Below are 18,784 nucleotides of genomic sequence, written 5' to 3'. Positions count from 1 at the left end.
CATTCACCTCCGCGGGACTGGCGCTGGCAGCGCTTGCATTCGCGCTGTTTGAGCGCAGCTTATATGGAATTGGATGAATTCCAATCGCACGACGCCGGGGAGGAGACCATTTCGGTCAGGATCACGTCAGTCGGCCGGCGCGAGCTCATGCTGCCGCCACCGTTCACGCTCATCACCCTGCGCGAGGCGGGGGATGCCTTCGCCCATGCCCAGGCGATCGCGGGGAAGGCGGGGGCCGGCACGCTCGTCTGGGCGCGCCGGTTCGATCTCGTCGATTGCGCCGTGGTGCTGGAGCCGGCCGAGCCGCTCGCTCTCGCGCGTCTTGCCTTCTACCCGGCCATGAATGCGCTCGCCGATGCCGTCGCGGCCCACTGCGCGCCGGAGCATCCGCTCGCCTTCGACTGGCCGGGCGGCATCCGCCTCGACGGTGTCCCCGTCGGTGACGGGCGGCTCGCTTGGCCGAAGGATGCGCATGACGCGGCTGTGCCGGACTGGCTCGTCTTCGGTGCGCGCGTGCGCATCGCGACGCTTGACGGGCAGGCGGACGGCGAACGGCTCGGCCTCGATCAGGTCGGCGGGATGGAGGGGGATGCCGAAAGCCTCGTGGAGAGCTTTGCCCGCCACCTCATGGCCAACCTGCACGGCTTCTCCGGCGACAGGGGCGCTTCTCAACTTCCACGTTATGTTGAGCGTCTCGCGCCAAGCGATTCTGGCGACTCGTCTTTCGCCATCGACGTGAACGGCGACCTCGTCGTCACGACCGGCGGCGGCCGGCGGCGGCACCTCTTCGTCGAGGCGCTGGAGCGGGGTGCGGACAAGGCCGGAAGGAGGCCCGCATGAAGCTGCCGCGCACCATCCGGCTCGACGCCTCCGACACCTTCGTCTTCACCCGTGCGGCCTCGCCGGGCGAATGGGCCGTGACCGGCAGCTTCCTCTTCACCGATGTCGACGTGGCCGTCCTGCCGACCAAGGAGCGCGTCGCCTTCCGCTCCGGCTTCCTCGGCATCGACAGCTTCGGCTTCTCGACCCTTGCCGTGGTGAGCGAGGCGAGCGAGGACGAGGCGGAGGCAGCCACGGCCCTTCTCGCCCGGCGATTCGTCGAGCGACTCGGGGCACCGGACGTCGCCACTGCGCTGCCGGCAGCGCGCGAGGAGATCGCCTTTGCCGCGTCGCTCTGCGATCATCCCGCAGGGACGCTGCTCGCCCTGCAGCGCGTGATGGAAAACGGCGAGATCCGCGAGCGCTACCGCACGCTCACCCCGCGCGGCGACCGTCCCCGCGACAGCTTCCGCGCCTTCGACTTCTTCGAGACCGACGAGGAGCCTGCCGAGGAGGTCGATCTCATCGCCCTGATGAAGGACAAGCCATGACCGATACCGATGTCCGCGACTTCTGGCTGTCGAGCGGCCATGTGCTGCTCGACCGGAGCGAGGACGGCGGCCTCGTGGTGACGGATGCCTTTCTGAAGGCCTATCTGGCACGGCCGGAGCTCGTGCCGCCGGCCGAGGCCTGCGCGGCCGAGCGCGCCCTCCATGCCAAGCTGCTGGACGATCCCTTCGCCGACGTTCCGCCGGGGGCGGTCGCCGCCCTGGCCGATGCCGACGCGCAGGACAACTGGCGGGCCTTCCTCTCCTTCCGCGACCGTCTCCTCGCCGCGCCGACGCTGCAGGGAGCCTATGTGCGCATGATCGGGGAGGGAGTCTCCGGTGTGCCGCCGCTCTTCCTCAACCAGCTTGTCCACGTGCTGATGCGCGCGGCGCTCGACGGCTGCGAGGACGCCATGGTGCTGCGAGCGGGAGAGATCTTCTTCCGGCCGCAGAAGGTAACCGTGCACGAGGGCCGCCTGCTGCTCGCCGACGCGGAGACCATCGAAATGCACGAGGAGAGCAGGCAGGCCTCCCCGCTGCTCGCCATGCTGGGCGGGCCGGCCGTGACCGAGCTCGACGTGCTGCAGCCCGGCGAGACTGGTTATCACGCGCGCAGTGACGCCTTCGACCTGGTGCTGGACCTCGGAGAGGAGGGGCGCGCCGCTGTCGCCCGCTGCATCGAGGCCTTCCTGCGCGGCACGCTGGGGCTCGCCGCCGAGGTCGAGGCCGTGCCGCGCATCGAGGACAGCGACTGGCGCTGGTTCATCGGGCTCGATGCCGAGGCGACCGCCATCGGCAACGCCCTGTGGCGGGGTGAGGACGTGGAGGAGGAGGCCCTTTCGCGTGTCCTCGCCCTTTTCAGCATGCGGCTCGACCCGGCGGTGCCGGTGCGGCCGGAGGTCAGCGGTCACCCCGTCTATCTCATCATGGCGATGGATCGCAGCAATCTGCTACGCTTCAAGCCGCAGAACCTCATTGCCGGCCTGCCGCTCGCGGCGAACCAGCCGGTGCACTGAGGAGGCGAAGTCATGGCGCACGAGAGATTCAGCGTCGGCGTGGTCGTGGAACGCCGCCCGCTGAAAAGCCGCTGGGTGGATCACGTCTGGCTGCCGGTCGCCGTCCTCGCCGGCGTGCCGGAGGCCGCGCCGTGGACCCTGCTCGTCGAGGAGGGGGGCGTGCAGCGCTTCTATGCCGGTGCCTATGCCGTGGACCTCTACCGGACCGAGACGGCCGGATACCGGGACAATCTGGAGAGCGGAGCCCCGAAGCTGTGGATCGCCGCCCACGCCACCGGTGTCACCCCGCCGCTCGACATCCTGGTGGTGACGGCCGATCCCAACGAGGGCGCGGCCTACACGGAGGCGGGCGACAACATCGTCGAGGCGGTGCCGATGCCGGACGAGGTGGCGGGCGTTGTCGCCCGCTTCGTTGCTGAGCACCATGTGGAGCGCGCTTTCATCAAGCGCCGCCGCGATCGGGCCAACCCGGACGCCCTCGCGCTGCGGCCTGCTCATGGCAAGGAGAGGGAGCCGTGAGCGCGGACGAAGGCTTCCTCACCCGCTGGTCGCGACGCAAGGAGGCCGCGCGACGCAGGGAGGCGCTGCCACCTGCGGAGGTGCCGGAACCGCCTCCCGCACCGGATGCCGCATCCGTCGAGCAGTCATCGCCGGCGCCGGAGGAGGCGCCCGTCCCGCTCGAGGAGCTGCCGCCCATCGAGAGCATCGGGCCCGAGACGGACCTGAGGCCCTGGCTGAAGCGCAACGTGCCGCAGTCCTGGCGCCAGGCGGCCCTGCGCCGCCTGTGGGTGAGCGACCCTGCCATCCGCGACTTCGTCGGCCTTGCCGACTACGACTGGGACTGGAACACGCCCGGAGGCATGCCGGGCTACGGGCCGCTCGAGGCGGGAGAAGCGGTGCGCCGCCGCCTGCTCGCCGCGGTCGAGGGGGTTCCGCCACCGTCGGACGAAGAGCCGGGAGGGGCGGTCAGGGCCGCAGCCTGTGAGCCTGCTGCCCCGCCGGCCTCCGAGGTGACGGCCGGGCACGCGGACGTGCCGAAGGCTGTCCGGTTGCCCGGCGAGGAGCCGCTGGTGCCCGCCACAACGGCAGAGGCGGACGGGGCGCACGCTGATGTGAAGGCCGCGTCCGACGGCCACCGCCTCATCCCGCGCCGCCGCTCGGGCTCGGCGACGCCCGTCTGAGCCAACGTAGACGAGGGATTCGCGGACCTGTGCGTTCCGCGCGGCGACACGCCCGCCGCTACAGCCATGACGCGCAGCGCACGCGATACTTCTTTGGAATGGTTGCAATGTGAAAAAAGGGGTGATAGGCTTCCCCTATTGCCGTTCGGCTATGGGGGAGGCGTGCGCCGTAATGCGGGAGGCAGGGCTCAGGCAGGCCATTGAAGCAGCAGGCGGCGTGCGTGCGCTGGCCCGCTTGCTCGGGGTGTCTCAGCCCACGGTTTCAGGCTGGCGCCGCGTGCCGGCCGACCGTGTTCTCGCCGTGGAGGCGCTGACGGGCATCGACCGGACAGTGCTGCGTCCGGACCTCTACCCGCCGCAGGATGCGGCCGACGACGCCGACATCGATCCCGTCGACTGGGCGCGCGCCGAGGAATATGCGCTGCTTGCGGCGCTGCTCTGGCGCGCACCGGCGCAGGACCTCCTGGACAGGCTCTCGCGGCTCAGGGGAGATGCGAGCGAAATCGGCATGGCGCATCTGGCGCTTGCCGAGGCGGCTGCCGGCACCGATGCCGAGGCCGTGAGCCGGGAGTTCTTCGACCTCTTCATCGGGCTCGGCCGGGGCGAGCTGCTGCCCTACGCCTCGTATTACCTCACCGGCTTCCTGCACGAGCGTCCGCTCGCGGTGCTGCGCGGCGACCTTGCCCGGCTCGGCATCGAGCGCGCCGAGCGCGTGGCGGAGCCGGAGGATCACATCGCCATCCTCTGCGAGACAATGGCCGGGCTCATCCGCTGCGAATTCGGCGTCGCCGGCCTTGGTGAGCGGGAGTTCTTCCTCCGCCACATGGAGCCGTGGGCGGCGCGGTTCTTCGCTGATCTGGAAACATCGCGTGCCGGCCGGTTCTACCGGGCCGTCGGCACGCTTGGTCGCGTCATGATGGAGATCGAGGCGGAAGCCTTCGCGCTGCCCGCCTGACACAGGGAACGAGGGAGGAGGCCATGCAGGGCGAGAAGAAGAAGACGGTTCTCGATCGACGCAGCTTCCTCGGCGCCGCCAGCGCGGGTGCCGCCATGACGGCGCTCGCGCCGGTCGCCGCCGACAAGGCCGAGGCCATGGCCGAGCCGTCCGGGAACGACCAGACGCGCTATCGCGAAACCGAACACGTGAAGACCTACTACCGGGTCAACCGGTACTGAGGGGAGGGCGCCATGCTCATCAAGCGCAAGTCCGCTGCCGCCGCGCGGGGCCGGTTGCAGGCTGTCGCAGCCGGGTTCGGGGGTGCGTCCCTGGTCGACAGGCGCGCCTTCCTGAAGCGTGCCGGCTTCACCGCCGGCGCGCTCGCCGCGGTCGGCACGATCCAGGTGGGAACGGTGCGCCGCGCCGAGGCCGGCCCCACCGATTTCCAGCAGCCCATCGAGCGCAAGAAGAACATCTGCACCCACTGCTCCGTCGGCTGCACGGTGATTGCCGAGGTGCAGAACGGTGTGTGGGTGGGGCAGGAGCCGGCCTGGGACAGCCCCATCAACCGCGGCTCCCACTGCGCCAAGGGCGCAGCCATCCGCGAGCTGGTGCACGGCGACCGCCGCCTCAAGTATCCGATGAAGCTGGTGGACGGCGCCTGGCAGCGCATCTCGTGGGACGACGCCATCAACGAGATCGGCGACAAGCTGCTGGAGATCCGTGAAGCCTCTGGGCCTGACGCCGTCTACTGGCTCGGCTCGGCCAAGTATTCCAACGAAGGCGCCTATCTCCTGCGGAAGTTCGCGGCCTTCTGGGGCACCAACTCGGTCGATCACCAGGCGCGCATCTGCCATTCCACCACGGTCGCGGGCGTCGCGAACACGTGGGGCTACGGCGCCATGACCAACAGCTACAACGACATCCGCAACGCGAAGACCATCGTCTTCATGGGTTCCAACGCCGCCGAGGCCCACCCGGTGTCGCTGCAGCACATCCTCACGGGCAAGGAGACCAACCGCGCCAACGTCTTCGTCTTCGACCCGCGCTTCACCCGCACGGCGGCGCATTCCACCGAGTACGTGCGCATCCGCTCCGGCACCGACATCGCGGTGATCTGGGGCATGCTGTGGCACATCTTCGAGAACGGCTGGGAGGACAAGGAGTTCATCGCCCAGCGCGTCTACGGCATGGACGAGGTCCGGGCCGAGGTGAAGAAGTGGGATCCCGCCACCGTCGAGGACGTGACGGGCGTGCCGGGCGAGCAGCTGAGGCGCGTGGCCGAGACCTTTGCCAAGGAGCGGCCGTCCACCTTCATCTGGTGCATGGGCGGCACGCAGCACACGGTCGGCACGGCCAACGTGCGCGCCTACTGCACGCTGCTGCTGGCCACCGGCAATGTCGGCGGCTTCGGCAACGGTGCCAACATCTTCCGCGGCCACTGCAACGTGCAGGGCGCGACCGACCTCGGCCTCGATGTCACGTCACTGCCGCTCTACTACGGCCTCACCGAGGGCGCGTGGAAGCACTGGTGCCGGGTGTGGGACGTCGACTACGAGTGGATGGTCTCCCGCTTCGAAGACAAGAAGATGATGGAGGCGCCCGGCATCCCCTCGACACGGTGGTTCGATGCCGTGCTCCTGCCCAAGGACCAGGTGGAGCAGCGCGACAACCTGCGCGCCATGATGGTCTTCGGCCACGGCGGCAACACCATCCCGCGCATGCCGGAGATGGTGAAGGGCCTCGAGAAGCTGGACCTGCTCGTGGTCGGGGATCCGCACCCCACGACCTTCGCCGCGATCTCACAGCGCAAGAACGGCACCTATCTCCTGCCCATCTGCACGCAGCTCGAGACTTCGGGCTCGCGCACGGCCTCCAACCGCTCGATCCAGTGGGGCGAGCAGATCGTCAAGCCCATCTTCGAGTCGAAGGACGATTACGAGGTCCTGTACCGTCTGGCGAAGAAGCTTGGCTTTGCCGACCTGATGTTCAAGAACATCAAGGTCGAGAACGACAGGCCCGTGCCGGAGGACATCCTGCGCGAGATCAACCGCGGCGGCTGGTCCACCGGCTACTGCGGCCAGTCGCCGGAGCGCCTCAAGGCGCACATGGCGAACCAGGACAAGTTCGACATCGTCACCCTGCGTGCGCCCAAGGACGTGCCGGAGGTGGGCGGGGACTACTACGGCCTGCCGTGGCCGTGCTGGGGCACGCCGGAATACCGGCACCCGGGCACGCACACGCTCTACAACACCAACCTGCATGTGAAGGACGGCGGCGGCACCTTCCGTGCCCGTTTCGGTGTGGAGCGCAACGGCGTGACGCTGCTGTCGGAGGGCTCCTATTCGCTCGGTTCGGAGATCCAGGACGGCTATCCGGAGTTCACCTACGGCATCCTCAAGAAGCTCGGCTGGGATGCCGATCTCACGGAGGCGGAGCGCGCCACGATCGAGCGCATCGGCGGCAACAATCCCGATGCCGTTTCCTGGGCGACGGACCTGTCCGGCGGCATCCAGCGCGTGGCGCTGGAGCACGGCTGCATCCCCTACGGCAACGGCAAGGCGCGCGTCGTGGCGTGGAACCTGCCCGACCCGATACCGGTACACCGCGAGCCCATCTATTCGCCACGCGCCGACCTGGTAGCGAAATATCCCACGCGGGAGGACTTCAGGAGCTTCCGCGTGCCCAACATCGGCTTCACCGTGCAGAAGGCGGCGGTCGACAAGGGCATCGCCCGGGACTTTCCGATCATTCTGACCTCCGGGCGCCTCGTCGAATACGAGGGCGGCGGCGAGGAGACCCGCTCCAACAGGTGGCTCGCCGAGCTGCAGCAGGACATGTTCGTCGAGATCAACCCGGCGGACGCGGCCGAGCGCGGCATCACCGACGGCAGCTGGGTGTGGGTGACGGGGCCGGAGAACAACTCCAGGGCACGCGTCAAGGCGCTCGTCACAGAGCGCGTCGGCAAGGGCGTCGCCTTCATGCCCTTCCACTTCTCCGGCTGGTTCATGGGAGAGGACCAGCGCAAGAACTACCCGCCGGGCACGGACCCCATCGTTCTCGGCGAGAGCGTCAACACCATCACCACCTACGGCTATGACCCGGTGACGGGCATGCACGAGGGCAAGGTGACGCTGTGCCAGATCAGGGCGGCCTGAGGGAGGATGAGATGGCCCGTTTGAAATTCCTCTGCGACGCCGACCGTTGCATCGAGTGCAACGCCTGCGTCACCGCCTGCAAGAACGAGAACGAGGTGCCCTGGGGCATCAACCGCCGGCGCGTTGTCACCATCAACGACGGCAAGCCGGGTGAACGGTCCATCTCCATGGCGTGCATGCACTGCACGGACGCCCCGTGCAAGGCAGTGTGCCCGGTGGACTGCTTCTACAACACGCCCGACGGTATCGTGCTCCACTCGAAGGACCTGTGCATCGGCTGCGGCTACTGCTTCTACGCCTGCCCCTTCGGCGCGCCGCAGTACCCGCGCGTCGGCAACTTCGGCTCGCGCGGCAAGATGGACAAGTGCACCTATTGCGCCGGCGGGCCGGAGCCGGACCTGAGCGCCGCCGAATATGAGAAATACGGCGCGAACCGCATCGCCGAGGGCAAGCTGCCGCTTTGCGCCGAGATGTGCTCGACCAAGTCGCTGCTCGCCGGCGATGGGGAGATCATCGCCGCCATCTACAAGGAGCGCGTGCTCAAGCGCGGCTACGGCTCCGGCGCCTGGGGCTGGAAGACGGCCTACAAGGAAACGATCGACGTCTGATCGGGAGCAGTCGACGGGAGGGAGGAACGAGCCATGACCCGCACAGGAACCGATCGGCGCTGGTCTGCCCACGGCATCGCCGCCGCGCTGCTGATGCTGATGGCGGTGCTTCTCATGCTGCCGGCAGCGTCCGGCCCCGCCGTCGCCCAGGTCAACCCCACGACCGAGGCGGTGAAGGAAGAGCAGCTCATGCAGGCGCTCGACCGGGTCACCGGTCGCGTGTCGATCCCCGACCAGAAGGCGGCGACGCTCATCCAGGTTGAGGGGCAGGAGTGGCGCGCCTATCACGAACGCACCCTGGCCTGGATCGGCGGCATTGCCATTCTCGGCACGCTCGCGGTGCTCGCTGCCTTCTACATCGTGCGCGGGCGCATCCCTATCGAGGGAGGACTGTCGGGCCGCACCATCGTGCGCTTCAGGTGGTTCGAGCGTTTCGTGCACTGGCTGACGGCGAGCTGCTTTGTCATCCTGGCGCTCTCCGGCCTCAACGTCGCCTTCGGCAAGTCGCTCCTGCTGCCGCTCATCGGGCCGGAGGCCTTCTCCAGCTTCTCGATGGCCGCCAAGTACGCCCACAACTTCCTCAGCTTCCCCTTCACCCTGGGGCTTGTGCTGATGTTCTTCATCTGGGCGCTGCGCAACATCCCGGGCCGGGTCGACATCGCCTGGTTCATGCAGGGCGGCGGCATCGTGGGCAACACGCACCCGCCGGCCGGCAAGTTCAATGGCGGCCAGAAGGTGCTGTTCTGGCTCGTCATCCTCGTCGGCGGCGCCATCGCAGCGAGCGGCTACATCCTGCTGTTCCCCTTCTACGGCACGACGATCGCCCAGATGCAGACGGCCCAGGTGATACATGGCCTGCTCGCGGTGCTGCTCATCGCCGTGATTCTCGGCCACATCTACATCGGCACGCTCGGCATGGAAGGCGCCTTCGGGGCCATGGGCAGCGGCCAGGTGGACCTCAACTGGGCGCGCCAGCACCACAGCCTGTGGGTCGCCGAGGTGGAGAACCAGGCAGCGGAGGAGGGAAGGCGCGGCGTGCCGCCGTCGGCCGTGCCGGCGGAGTAGGCGCTCTTTCCGGCGGGCGCGGTCGTTGCGGCCGCAACACGCCCGTCATCCGCGATACGGACCACACGGGGGCTCGACGCGCCCCGCCGCCTTGTGCACAGTCCCGCCGGGCGCCTCGCCGGAGGCGCCCGGCTCTCTGCGTCCGGATTGAAACTCAATGCGTGTCATTGGCCTCGCCGGCTGGAGCGGCTCCGGCAAGACGACCCTTCTCACCCGCCTCATCCCGGCCCTCATCGCCCGCGGGCTCCGCGTCTCCACCATCAAGCACGCCCACCACGCCTTCGATGTCGACCGGCCGGGCAAGGACTCCTTCCTGCACCGGCAGGCCGGCGCGCGCGAGGTGCTGGTGGCCTCGCGCCGGCGCTGGGCGCTGATGCACGAGTGCGAGGAGGAGCGCGAGCCGCGGCTCGCGGAGCTCGTGGCGCTCATCGGTGATTGCGATATCCTCCTCGTCGAGGGCTTCAAGCGCGAGGATCACGTGAAGCTGGAGGTCTACCGCCAGGCCAACGGCAAGCCGCCGCTTTATCCCGAGGACCGGCGCATCGTCGCCGTGGCGAGCGACGTCGCGCTGCCCGACGCCGGGCGCCCGGTGGTCGACATCGACGACATCGGGGCGATCGCCGACATCGTCATCGCCCATGCCGAGCCTGTGGAGCGACTGATGGAGAGGCTTTCCGCGCATGGCCCAGCTCAGTGACGACTGCTTCGCCTTCGGTGGGCCGCTGATGTCCGTTGAGGAGGCGCTGGCGCTGATCGGCGAGCGCATCAGCCCCGTCGCCGAAGTGGAGGATGTGCCGGTGCACAGCGCTGCGGGCAGGGTGCTGGCGCGCGAGGTTACGGCCCTTGTCGACCTGCCGCCCTTCGACAACTCGGCCGTCGACGGCTGGGCCGTGCGGCACGCCGATCTCGCCCGCGAAGGTGAGACGCGCCTGCCCGTCTCCGGGCGGGTGATAGCCGGCAGCGCCGCGGGCGCCATGCCGGCGGGGCACGCCGTGCGCATCTTCACCGGCGCGCCGATGCCCGCGGGGGCCGACACCGTCTTCATGCAGGAGGACGTGACGCTTGACGGCGAGACGGTCGTTTTGCCGTCGGGACTGAAGCGGGGCGCCAACGCCCGCCGGGCGGGCGAGGACATCGGGCGCGGGGCGGTGGCGCTGCCCGCCGGCCGCCTGCTGCGGCCGCAGGATCTCGCGCTTGCGGCGGCCGTCGGGCACGCGCACTTGCCCGTGCGCCGGCCGCTGCGCGTCGCCGTCTTCTCCACCGGAAACGAGCTGGTCGAACCCGGCCGGCCGCTGCCGCCCGCCGGCATCTACGATTCCAACCGCTTCGCCCTCATCGCCCTGCTCGGACGGATGGGCGTCGCCGTGTCCGACCTCGGCGTGCTGCGCGACGAGCCGGCGAGCCTGCGCGAGGCGCTGGCCGCCGCCAGCGGGGGGCATGACCTCATCCTCACCTCCGGCGGCGTCTCGACGGGGGAGGAGGACCATGTGCGCGCGGCCGTGGAGGCGGCCGGACGCCTCGTCTTCTGGCGCCTCGCCATCAAGCCGGGGCGGCCGGTGGCCATGGGCGTGATCGCCGGCACGCCCTTCGTCGGCCTGCCTGGCAACCCCGTCGCCGTCTTCGTCACCTTCACCTTCGTCGTGCGACCGCTCCTTGCGCGGCTGATGGGCGCGGAGGTGCCGCGGCCGCTGGCCATTCCCGCCCGGGCGGCCTTTGCCTATCGCAAGAAGGCCGGGCGGCGCGAGTTCGTGCGCGTCAGCCTGCGCCGCAGGACGGACGGGGCCTACGAGGCGGTGAAATATCCGCGCGACGGTGCCGGCGTGCTGACCTCGCTCACCGAGACGGACGGCCTCGCCGCCCTGCCGGAGGACATGACGGGCCTTGCCGAAGGTGACATGGTGGATGTCTATCCCTACGGGCTCCTCGGCTGACGGGCCCGGCGCTCGATGAAGCCGAGGCCGAAGTCGGCGAGGACGGCGAGCATGGCGACGAGCACGCCGCCCTGCAGCACATAGGCGAGGTTGTCCGCCTGAAGGCCGGCGATGATGATCTCGCCGAGGCCCCGTGCACCCACCGTGGAGCCGATCGTCGCCGTGCCGATGCTGACGATGATGGAGATGCGTAAGCCGGCGATGATCACGGGCAGCGCCAGCGGCAGCTCTATTTCCTTCAGGATGCGTCCGTCCGTCATGCCCATGCCGCGTGCGGCCTCGACCACCTGTGGCGAGACGCCCTTCAGCCCGGCGATGGTGTTCTCGAAAATCGGCAGGAGGCCGTAGGCAAAAAGCGCGATCAGCGTCGGCCGCGCGCCGAAGCCGGTGAGCGGCACGGCGACGGCGAGCATGGCGACCGGCGGGAAGGTCTGGCCCAGATTGGCGACGGCGCGGGCGAGCGGCAGATATTGCGCGCCGGCGGGACGGGTCACGAAGATGCCGATGGAGAGCGCGACGACGAGCGCAGCAAGGCTCGCCGCGGCGACGATACCCACGTGGGCGAGGGTCAGCGACAGGAGGCTGTCGCGGTCATAGATCGCCGGCTGGCCGAACTTCGTGAGCACCGCGAGCGGCCTCTCGAACGCCTGCGGGGCCAGCAGCATCACGGCAAAGGCCGCGACGGCGGCCGCGGCCGCGCCGATGCGCAGGAGACGCCGCCACTCTCGCCTCACCGTCGGCCTCCGCCGAAGGCGATGATCCGCGCCATGTCGATGGTGCCGACGAGGTTGCCTGTCTCGTCGACCACCGGCAGCTCGTCGACGCCGGTGAGAACGAGGCGCGACGCGGCCTCGCGAAGGCTCGCGGAGGCGGAGAGGGGGGCGAGCGCCTCCTGCCCGCCGGCCTTGCGGAAGGTGCCTTCGCCAGCCGGAGCCCAGCCCTCGGCCGGTCGCATCAGCGCCGCCACGCCGGCGAGGGAGAGCAGCTTCAGCCCCCGGTCCTCGTTGCCGACCATGGACTGGACGAAGGCGCTCGCCGGGCGGCGCAGCAGGGCCTCCGGCGTGTCGAGCTGCACGATGCGCCCCTTCTCCATCACGGCCAGCCGGTCGGCGAGCCTGAAGGCCTCGTCCATGTCGTGCGTGACGAGGAGAACCGTCGTGCCCATGCGCCGGCGGATGGCGAGGAACTCGTCTTGCAGGCGCGCGCGTGTGATGGGATCGAGCGCGCCGAAGGGCTCGTCCATCAGCAGCACGGCGGGCTTGCCCGCCATGGCCCGAGCCACGCCGACGCGCTGCTGCTGGCCACCGGAGAGCTCGTGCGGATACTTGTGCGCAAAGACGGCTGGCGGCAGGCCGAAGAGGTCGAGCAGCTCCTCGATGCGGGCCGCGATGCGCGCCCGCGGCCAGCCGAGGAGGCGCGGCACGGTGGCAATGTTCTGGGCCACGGTGCGGTGCGGGAAGAGGCCGATGCCCTGGATGGCATAGCCCATGCGCAGCCTGAGCGCCGCGGGCGGGATGCTGCGTGTGTCAACGCCGTCGATCAGGACCCGCCCGGCGCTCGGCTCGATGAGCCGATTGATCATGCGCAACGTCGTCGACTTGCCGCAGCCGGACGGTCCGATGAGCGCCAGCGCCTCGCCCTCCGCCAGCTCGAAGGAGATGCCGTCGACCGCCCGGACGGGGCCGTAGGTCTTGGTCAGGGCGTCGACGGTGATCATGCCGGCCTCGCTCTTGCACGGTCTGCAACCGCATCGAGCACGACGGCGGCGAGAAAGGCGAGGATGACGATGGGCACCGCGCCGAGCAGCACGAGGTCCATGGCGGTCTGCCCCATGCCGCGGAAGACAAACGTGCCGAAGCCGCCCGCGCCGATCAGCGCGGCGACCGCCGCAAGGCCGATGCTCTGGACGAGAACGACGCGCACGCCCGTGACGATGATGGGGAAGGCGAGCGGCCACTCGACGAGAGCCAGGCGCCGCAACGGCCCCATGCCCATGCCGCGCGCCGCCTCCGTCACGGCCGGCGGAACAGCCGCGAAGCCCGCGACCGTGTTGGCAACGACCGGCAGCAGCGCGTAGAGGAACAGCGCCACCAGCGCCGGTGCCAGGCCGATGCCGCGGATGCCGGCAGCGCCGAGCGCCGGATAGGCAGCCGCGAGCGCGGCAAGCGGAGCCATCATGAGGCCGAACATGGCGATGCTCGGCACGGTCTGGATGATGGACAGCACCGCCAGCACCGCGCTGCGCGCCGCCGCATGGCGATGGCAGAGATAGCCGAGGGGGATGCCGAGCAGGAGCGCCGGCAGGAGGCTGCCGCCAACGAGGACGAGGTGGCGCGCGCCGTTCTGCCAGAAGCTGTCGCGGTTCGCCGCGTATTCGCGCATGATCGACAGGTCGTCCCAAACCCCCGCCGCCAGCACGGCGAGCACTGTCCCGACAGCGGCGAAGGCGAAACCGATGCGCACCAGCGGGCCGCTGCGCAGCCGCGCGAGCGCATCGGCCAGGATGAGTCCGAAGGCGCCGATGGAGAGCCAGAAGCCGGAGCCGAGGGAGACGCGCGCCAGCGACGGCCCGGCCGGCAGCAGGGCCGTCGCCGCAAGACCGGCGCCGAGCAGGGCCGTGAGCGCTCCGGCGGCGCCGGCCGGCGCCCGCACCGCTGCATGGGGAGCGAACGCCGCGACGACGGCGCAGGCAGCAAGGACGGCCGCGAGCGTAAGCCCGAGGCCGGAGGCGGGCAGGCCGGCGAGGGTGAAGCCCTCGCCCGAGACGATCCGGTTGGGTTGCAGCGCGAGGAAGGGCGCGAAGGTGACGGCAAGAAGCGCGGCCAGGGCGCACAGCCGCGCGAGGCCCAGGCCCTCGGCGGCGGGGCCCTCCCTCATGCGGCTGGCTGTCGGCTCGTCGGTCACGGCCGGGCTATTTCAGCAAACCCTTGCTCGTCAGATAATCCCTGGCGACGGCCGTGGCGTTCTCGCCGCCCACGGCGATGCGCGCGTTGAGCTTCTGAAGCGTCTCGAGATCGAGCGAGGAGAATACCGGCTCGAGCAGTTTCTCAATCTGCGGATATTGCTTCAGCACCGCCTCGCGGATGATGGGCGTCGGCTGGTAGACGGGCTGCACGCCCTTGTCATCCGCCATGACGACGAGGCCGACCTCGGCAATGGCGCCGTCCGTGCCGTAGACCATGGCCGCGTTGGTGCCATCCGTCTCGTCGGCCGCAGCCTTGATGGTGGCCGCCGTGTCGCCGCCGGCGAGCGTCAGGAGCTGGTCGGAGCGCAGGGTGAAGCCGTAGGCCTTCTGGAAGGCGGGCAGGGCCGCGGCCGAATTGACGAACTCGGCCGAGGCGGCGAGCTTCACCTTGCCGCCCCTGGAGACATAGGCGCCGAAGTCCGACATGGTTCTGAGGTTTTCCGCCGCCGCGAGGTCGCCGCGCACGGCGATGGCCCAGGTGTTGTTGGCAGGGGCCGGGGTGAGCCAGACGATCTTCTCGGCCTCGTAGTCACGCTTCCTGGCCTCGGCATAGCCCCTGACGGCGTCCTTCCAGACGTCACTGTCGGCCATGTTGTAGAAGAAGCCGGCATTGCCGGTGTACTCGGGGTAGATGTCAATCTCGCCCGCCTTGATGGCGGCGCGCACCACGGGAGTTGCGCCAAGCGACACCCGGTCGACGACCGGGATGCCGTTTTCCTGCAGCACCAGACGGATCATGGAGCCGAGCAGGCTGCCTTCGGTGTCGATCTTCGATGCGACGACGACGTCGGCGCGTGCTGCGCCCGTTGCCATGGCGATGACCGCGGCGGCGGCCAGGAGCGTCTTCAGCATGGGACCGTCTCCTTCCCGTTGCGCGCCGGATGCGCCTCGATGACAGCATAGGGCGAGCCGTGCGGCTTCATCAACGCCCGAGGCGGCAGCATCGCACCGGGCAGTCGTGTTCCGTGCCTGTCATGATTCGTCCTTGTTGTTCGTTCAGATGTGGCCTGCCGTTGTCATCGACACGGCAGCCCCCATCTTTGCCCGGTGGCGCCCGCATGGGCCGGGCCGCGTTCGGGAAGCAGCATGCTGCACGATATGAAGCATATGCCGGTGGTGTTCGAGGCGGTGCGTCCGCGCCGCCGCTTCTCGGAGGTGCTGAGGGAACTCGCCGCCTTCCCGGCCGAGCGCGTGCGCGTTGCGGACATTCTCGATGCCTTCGGCGACCGCGCCTTTGGCGCGCTGATGCTCGTCTTTGCCGTGCCGAACGTGCTGCCCATGCCGCCGGGCGTCTCGGCCATCCTCGGCGCGCCGCTGCTCTTCATCGCCGCGCAGCTCATGCTCGGCCGGCCCGCGCTGTGGCTGCCGCGGGCCATCGCGGAGCGCTCCCTGTCGCGCGCTGATTTCGCCGCCATGACGGACAAGGTGCTGCCCTACCTGACGCGCTTCGAGAGCCTGTTGCAGCCGCGGCTGACCGTGATGTTCAACCCCATGCATGACCGCATCATCGGCGCGGCCTGCCTCATCCTTGCGATCGTGCTCTTCCTGCCCATCCCCTTCGGTAACATGCTGCCGGCCTTCGCCATCTCGGCCTTTGCCCTCGGGCTCATGGAGCGCGACGGTATTGCAGTCACCATCGGCTGGCTGGGCAAGCTCGCGAGCATCGGCGTGCTCGCCGCGCTCTCGACGGCGATCGCGGCCGCGGCCGTCGGCCTTTTCACGCATCTGTGGCCGTTCTGATCGGCGCGCTGCCGTGCGCAAAGCGGCTTGACCCACCGTCCTTTCGCCTTGATGCTCGTGTGACCGCACGGCTCGACCGGCGGCTGCGCAACCTGGCAAAGGGGGGATGCCATGGGTCTTGCGAAGGGAAGTCGGGTTCATCTGCACATGTCGCTCATGCTGGCCGGCGCGGCGCTGCTCGGCGCCTGCGCGGGCGACGACGTGGTCTCGCCCGCGGTGACGACGCCGGCCCTGCCGCCCGTGATGGCGGAGCAACTTGTGGGCCGCTGGGGCCTCGGTGCCTATCACCGCGACAGCGACCGTGAGCGCACGATCAAGGAAGCGCGCGCGCAGTGCCGCAATCCCTACGTCATCAAGGCGGGCAACGAGGGCGGCATCATCATGAACCTCGCCGACGAGAAGGAGCCGCGTGAACTGCTGGTCAAGCCGACGCAGGAAGGCAGAACCTTCATCGGCCCGGCCGACCGGCCGCCCGGCGACCTGACCGACATGGAAATTGTCGCCGTCGACGACACGAGCTTCACCGTGCAGTGGGTCGATCCGGAGGTTTCGTCCCGCTACGGCACGATGGTCTACGTGAGCTGCGCGCCGCGTCCCGCACCCGCGCGGACGACAGCACGATGAGGGTGGCGCAGCAACGCAGGCGGCGAACGAGTGGAGTGACGGCGATGCCAGACAGGGGCGTTCTCCATCGGCGGCTTCTCGGCGTGCTCGCGGGGCTTCTCCTGTCGGCGCTCGCGGCCGCTCCGGCGACGGCACAGGCGCCGCGGGGTATGCTGGACATCGAGGAGCAGCCGGGCTTCGTGCCTGACGAGGCCGACGAGATCCTTACCGGCCCCTACGCCCGCCAGCTCGTCTTCTTCCGCACCAACGAGGCGCCCGGCACCATCATCATCCATACATCGGAGCGCTTCCTCTACCTGGTGCAGGGCAATAACCGTGCCATCCGCTACGGCATCGGTGTCGGCCGGGAAGGGTTCCAGTGGTCCGGCCTGCTCAGGATCTCGCGCAAGCAGGAATGGCCGGACTGGCGCCCGCCGCCGGAGATGATCCAGCGCCAGCCCTACCTGCCGCGCTTCATGGCCGGCGGGCCCGGCAATCCCATGGGGGCGAGGGCGCTCTATCTCGGCGACACCATCTATCGCATCCACGGCACCAACCAGCCGCAGACCATCGGCCAGGCCGTCTCGTCCGGCTGTTTCCGCCTTGTCAACAACGACGTCATCGATCTCTACGAGCGTGTGCCGGTCGGCACCAAGGTCATCGTTCGCCACGCGGCGAAGCTGTGACCGCGAGGGCAGGGGGGAACCGAATGCGTGTCTTCCGTTTTGTGGCGGCGGCCGGCCTTGCGGCGGTCGCGGCGTTCGCGACACCGGCTGTGGCCGGCACGCTCGACACCGTCAAGCAGCGCGGAAAGCTGGTCTGCGGCGTCAGCCAGGGGCTCGCAGGCTTCTCGGCGCAGGAGGCGGACGGGCGCTGGAGTGGCTTCGACGTCGACTTCTGCCGCGCCATCGCCGCCGCCGTCTTCGACGACGCGGCGAGGGTGGAGTTCGTCCCGCTCTCGGCAGCGGAACGCTTCGAGGCGCTGAAGGACGGCAAGGTCGACGTGCTCTCGCGCAACTCCACTTGGACGCTGGGGCGCGAACTCGACCACGGCATCGTCTTCACCGCCGTCAACTACTACGACGGGCAGGGCTTCCTCCTGCCGAAGGCGCGCGGCATCGGTTCGGCGCTCGAGATGGGCGGCATGAAGGTGTGCGTGCAGGCCGGCACCACGAGCGAGGCCAATCTGCGCGACTTCTTCGACGCCAACGGCATGACGCTGGAGACCGTTGTGGTCTCCTCGCCCGAGGAGGCCGTGAAGGCCTATGGCGAAGGCCGCTGCGAGGCCATCTCGAGCGACGTCTCGCAGCTCCATGCCGAGCGCCTGGCGCTCGCCAGCCCGTCCGAGCACACAGTGCTGCCGGACATCATCTCCAGGGAGCCGCTCGCGCCTGCCGTGCGCAACGACGACATGGCCTGGTTCACTCTCGTGAAATGGGTGAGCTTCGCCCTGCTTAACGCCGAGGAGCTCGGCGTGTCGTCGACGCGGATCGACGAGGCGCTGGCCTCGGCCAGACCCGACGTGCGCCGCCTCGTCGGCGCCGAGGGCGGCTTTGGCGAGAAGCTTGGCCTTTCCAACGACTGGGTGGTGCGCATGGTCCGCGCCGTGGGCAACTACGGCGAAATCTACGAGCGCAACGTGGGCGTCGGCTCGAAGCTCGGCATCCCGCGCGGCATCAACCAGCTCTGGAGCCTCGGCGGCATCCAGTATGCGCCGCCGCTGCGGTGAGCGACGCGGGGAGCGCCGCAGGCGGGGGGCGGAGGTCCCTCGCCGGCCACCGGCGCGAACCGCAAGCGCGCCGCAGGAAGCAGACCTTTTCGCGCTGGGCCAACCCCTTTGCCGGCCTCGCAAAATCGCCCCCGGCGGTGCAGCCCGCCGGCCCGCCCGTGAACCAGCCGGTCGCGCTTCGGTCGGGATTTCGCGTGTGGCGGCAATTGGGTCAGGATCGCGCCGCTCCCCGCGCGGCAGCCGGGCCGACGATCCACAATCTTCACAAGGGCCGACAGCGATTTCACCCCCATCTCGGAGCGGACACGAATCGGCGGCCCGGCCCCGCGTGTCGGCGGCGCGAAGGGATGGGGAGATGTCGGCAAATGCGGGCGTAAGGGAATGGCGGAGACGAGGGGATTCGAACCCCTGATACGTGTTACCACGTATAACGGTTTAGCAAACCGCCGCCTTCAGCCACTCGGCCACGTCTCCTGCGGCGGCC

The 18,784-nt window shown here is 69.4% G+C and carries 20 protein-coding genes and 1 tRNA gene; 16 read left to right on the top strand and 5 right to left on the bottom strand.

Annotated features, from left to right (window positions below; genetic code table 11):
* The first annotated feature begins 63 nt into the window (after positions 1-63).
* From HNQ73_RS09255 to HNQ73_RS09200, 12 genes are all read left to right on the top strand, one after another.
* Complete coding sequence (locus HNQ73_RS09255) at positions 64-840, top strand: biotin/lipoate--protein ligase family protein (protein WP_244650050.1); 777 nt, start codon at positions 64-66, stop codon at positions 838-840.
* Entirely contained in the window at positions 837-1,370 is a 534-nt protein-coding gene (locus tag HNQ73_RS09250) for a DUF6505 family protein (RefSeq protein WP_183334544.1), read from the top strand. Before HNQ73_RS09255 ends, HNQ73_RS09250 begins: the two co-directional genes overlap by 4 nt.
* Positions 1,367-2,383, top strand: a complete 1,017-nt coding sequence (locus HNQ73_RS09245; protein WP_183334542.1) for a DUF6352 family protein — start codon at positions 1,367-1,369, stop codon at positions 2,381-2,383. The genes HNQ73_RS09250 and HNQ73_RS09245 overlap by 4 nt, the downstream gene beginning before the upstream one ends.
* A 12-nt stretch (positions 2,384-2,395) precedes the next feature.
* A complete protein-coding gene (locus HNQ73_RS09240; RefSeq protein ID WP_183334540.1) occupies positions 2,396-2,902 on the top strand; it encodes a DUF3305 domain-containing protein in 507 nt (168 codons plus the stop codon).
* Positions 2,899-3,564: a DUF3306 domain-containing protein gene (locus HNQ73_RS09235; RefSeq protein ID WP_183334538.1), complete on the top strand. Its 666-nt coding sequence runs from the start codon at positions 2,899-2,901 to the stop codon at positions 3,562-3,564. Before HNQ73_RS09240 ends, HNQ73_RS09235 begins: the two co-directional genes overlap by 4 nt.
* 172 nt (positions 3,565-3,736) lie before the next feature.
* A complete protein-coding gene (locus tag HNQ73_RS09230; RefSeq protein WP_183334536.1) occupies positions 3,737-4,519 on the top strand; it encodes a Cro/CI family transcriptional regulator in 783 nt (260 codons plus the stop codon).
* A 23-nt stretch (positions 4,520-4,542) separates the two neighbouring features.
* Positions 4,543-4,740, top strand: a complete 198-nt coding sequence (locus HNQ73_RS09225; RefSeq protein ID WP_183334534.1) for a twin-arginine translocation signal domain-containing protein — start codon at positions 4,543-4,545, stop codon at positions 4,738-4,740.
* 12 nt (positions 4,741-4,752) lie between these two features.
* Positions 4,753-7,659, top strand: a complete 2,907-nt coding sequence (locus HNQ73_RS09220) for a formate dehydrogenase subunit alpha (RefSeq protein ID WP_183334532.1) — start codon at positions 4,753-4,755, stop codon at positions 7,657-7,659.
* 11 nt (positions 7,660-7,670) lie between these two features.
* A complete protein-coding gene (fdh3B, locus tag HNQ73_RS09215; RefSeq protein ID WP_183334530.1) occupies positions 7,671-8,267 on the top strand; it encodes a formate dehydrogenase FDH3 subunit beta in 597 nt (198 codons plus the stop codon).
* A gap of 33 nt (positions 8,268-8,300) precedes the next feature.
* On the top strand, positions 8,301-9,332 hold the full coding sequence (locus HNQ73_RS09210; protein WP_183334528.1) for a formate dehydrogenase subunit gamma: 1,032 nt from the start codon (positions 8,301-8,303) through the stop codon (positions 9,330-9,332).
* A gap of 157 nt (positions 9,333-9,489) precedes the next feature.
* Entirely contained in the window at positions 9,490-10,029 is a 540-nt protein-coding gene (gene mobB, locus HNQ73_RS09205) for a molybdopterin-guanine dinucleotide biosynthesis protein B (RefSeq protein ID WP_183334526.1), read from the top strand.
* The gene (locus tag HNQ73_RS09200; protein ID WP_183334524.1) at positions 10,013-11,263 is read left to right on the top strand and encodes a molybdopterin molybdotransferase MoeA; all 1,251 of its coding nucleotides are present in this window, start codon (positions 10,013-10,015) and stop codon (positions 11,261-11,263) included. The genes mobB and HNQ73_RS09200 overlap by 17 nt, the downstream gene beginning before the upstream one ends.
* Here HNQ73_RS09200 and HNQ73_RS09195 read toward each other — a convergent pair.
* The 4 genes from HNQ73_RS09195 to osmF form a co-directional block, all read right to left on the bottom strand.
* Entirely contained in the window at positions 11,245-11,928 is a 684-nt protein-coding gene (locus HNQ73_RS09195) for an ABC transporter permease (RefSeq protein ID WP_183334945.1), read from the bottom strand. The two genes, HNQ73_RS09200 and HNQ73_RS09195, sit on opposite strands and share 19 nt — an antisense overlap.
* Positions 11,929-11,993: 65 nt before the next feature.
* Entirely contained in the window at positions 11,994-12,980 is a 987-nt protein-coding gene (locus HNQ73_RS09190; protein WP_183334521.1) for an ABC transporter ATP-binding protein, read from the bottom strand.
* Positions 12,977-14,140, bottom strand: coding sequence for an ABC transporter permease (locus HNQ73_RS09185; RefSeq protein WP_210305094.1), 1,164 nt, complete (start codon positions 14,138-14,140; stop codon positions 12,977-12,979). Before HNQ73_RS09185 ends, HNQ73_RS09190 begins: the two co-directional genes overlap by 4 nt.
* Positions 14,141-14,174: 34 nt before the next feature.
* A complete protein-coding gene (gene osmF / locus HNQ73_RS09180) occupies positions 14,175-15,080 on the bottom strand; it encodes a glycine betaine ABC transporter substrate-binding protein OsmF (protein ID WP_183334517.1) in 906 nt (301 codons plus the stop codon).
* A 234-nt stretch (positions 15,081-15,314) separates the two neighbouring features.
* Here osmF and HNQ73_RS09175 point away from each other — a divergent pair, with 234 nt between their 5' ends.
* The 4 genes from HNQ73_RS09175 (at position 15,315) to HNQ73_RS09160 (ending at position 18,300) form a co-directional block, all read left to right on the top strand.
* Positions 15,315-15,968 (top strand): exopolysaccharide biosynthesis protein, encoded by a 654-nt coding sequence (locus HNQ73_RS09175; protein WP_244650048.1) that lies wholly within the window; start codon positions 15,315-15,317, stop codon positions 15,966-15,968.
* A gap of 111 nt (positions 15,969-16,079) precedes the next feature.
* Positions 16,080-16,592 carry a hypothetical protein gene (locus HNQ73_RS09170; RefSeq protein WP_244650046.1) on the top strand — a complete coding sequence of 171 codons (513 nt, stop codon included), beginning with the start codon at positions 16,080-16,082 and terminating at the stop codon, positions 16,590-16,592.
* A 44-nt stretch (positions 16,593-16,636) separates the two neighbouring features.
* A complete protein-coding gene (locus tag HNQ73_RS09165) occupies positions 16,637-17,257 on the top strand; it encodes a L,D-transpeptidase (RefSeq protein WP_183334515.1) in 621 nt (206 codons plus the stop codon).
* Between the two features lie 23 nt (positions 17,258-17,280).
* Complete coding sequence (locus HNQ73_RS09160) at positions 17,281-18,300, top strand: amino acid ABC transporter substrate-binding protein (RefSeq protein ID WP_183334513.1); 1,020 nt, start codon at positions 17,281-17,283, stop codon at positions 18,298-18,300.
* Positions 18,301-18,682: 382 nt separating this feature from the next.
* Here HNQ73_RS09160 and HNQ73_RS09155 read toward each other — a convergent pair.
* Positions 18,683-18,774: transfer RNA gene (locus HNQ73_RS09155), tRNA-Ser, on the bottom strand.
* Between the last annotated feature and the right edge of the window lie 10 nt (positions 18,775-18,784).

This window comes from Chelatococcus composti, assembly GCF_014201415.1.
Lineage (GTDB): Bacteria > Pseudomonadota > Alphaproteobacteria > Rhizobiales > Beijerinckiaceae > Chelatococcus_A > Chelatococcus_A composti.
Note: the sequence above shows the minus strand (reverse complement) of the source record. Positions and strands in the feature narration are given on the sequence as shown.

What these genes read in the sequence shown, in the direction of transcription:
- HNQ73_RS09170 (WP_244650046.1), top strand. Translation starts at nt 16,080, where the DNA reads ATGGGTCTTGCGAAGGGAAGTCGGGTTCATCTGCACATGTCGCTCATG.
- HNQ73_RS09250 (WP_183334544.1), top strand. Translation starts at nt 837, where the DNA reads ATGAAGCTGCCGCGCACCATCCGGCTCGACGCCTCCGACACCTTCGTC.
- HNQ73_RS09255 (WP_244650050.1), top strand. Translation starts at nt 64, where the DNA reads ATGGAATTGGATGAATTCCAATCGCACGACGCCGGGGAGGAGACCATT.
- HNQ73_RS09175 (WP_244650048.1), top strand. Translation starts at nt 15,315, where the DNA reads ATGCTGCACGATATGAAGCATATGCCGGTGGTGTTCGAGGCGGTGCGT.
- HNQ73_RS09165 (WP_183334515.1), top strand. Translation starts at nt 16,637, where the DNA reads ATGCCAGACAGGGGCGTTCTCCATCGGCGGCTTCTCGGCGTGCTCGCG.
- HNQ73_RS09230 (WP_183334536.1), top strand. Translation starts at nt 3,737, where the DNA reads ATGCGGGAGGCAGGGCTCAGGCAGGCCATTGAAGCAGCAGGCGGCGTG.
- HNQ73_RS09245 (WP_183334542.1), top strand. Translation starts at nt 1,367, where the DNA reads ATGACCGATACCGATGTCCGCGACTTCTGGCTGTCGAGCGGCCATGTG.
- HNQ73_RS09190 (WP_183334521.1), bottom strand. Translation starts at nt 12,980, where the DNA reads ATGATCACCGTCGACGCCCTGACCAAGACCTACGGCCCCGTCCGGGCG.
- HNQ73_RS09185 (WP_210305094.1), bottom strand. Translation starts at nt 14,140, where the DNA reads ATGAGGGAGGGCCCCGCCGCCGAGGGCCTGGGCCTCGCGCGGCTGTGC.
- HNQ73_RS09210 (WP_183334528.1), top strand. Translation starts at nt 8,301, where the DNA reads ATGACCCGCACAGGAACCGATCGGCGCTGGTCTGCCCACGGCATCGCC.
- osmF (WP_183334517.1), bottom strand. Translation starts at nt 15,080, where the DNA reads ATGCTGAAGACGCTCCTGGCCGCCGCCGCGGTCATCGCCATGGCAACG.
- HNQ73_RS09195 (WP_183334945.1), bottom strand. Translation starts at nt 11,928, where the DNA reads ATGCTGCTGGCCCCGCAGGCGTTCGAGAGGCCGCTCGCGGTGCTCACG.
- HNQ73_RS09200 (WP_183334524.1), top strand. Translation starts at nt 10,013, where the DNA reads ATGGCCCAGCTCAGTGACGACTGCTTCGCCTTCGGTGGGCCGCTGATG.
- HNQ73_RS09220 (WP_183334532.1), top strand. Translation starts at nt 4,753, where the DNA reads ATGCTCATCAAGCGCAAGTCCGCTGCCGCCGCGCGGGGCCGGTTGCAG.
- fdh3B (WP_183334530.1), top strand. Translation starts at nt 7,671, where the DNA reads ATGGCCCGTTTGAAATTCCTCTGCGACGCCGACCGTTGCATCGAGTGC.
- HNQ73_RS09160 (WP_183334513.1), top strand. Translation starts at nt 17,281, where the DNA reads ATGCGTGTCTTCCGTTTTGTGGCGGCGGCCGGCCTTGCGGCGGTCGCG.
- HNQ73_RS09240 (WP_183334540.1), top strand. Translation starts at nt 2,396, where the DNA reads ATGGCGCACGAGAGATTCAGCGTCGGCGTGGTCGTGGAACGCCGCCCG.
- mobB (WP_183334526.1), top strand. Translation starts at nt 9,490, where the DNA reads ATGCGTGTCATTGGCCTCGCCGGCTGGAGCGGCTCCGGCAAGACGACC.
- HNQ73_RS09225 (WP_183334534.1), top strand. Translation starts at nt 4,543, where the DNA reads ATGCAGGGCGAGAAGAAGAAGACGGTTCTCGATCGACGCAGCTTCCTC.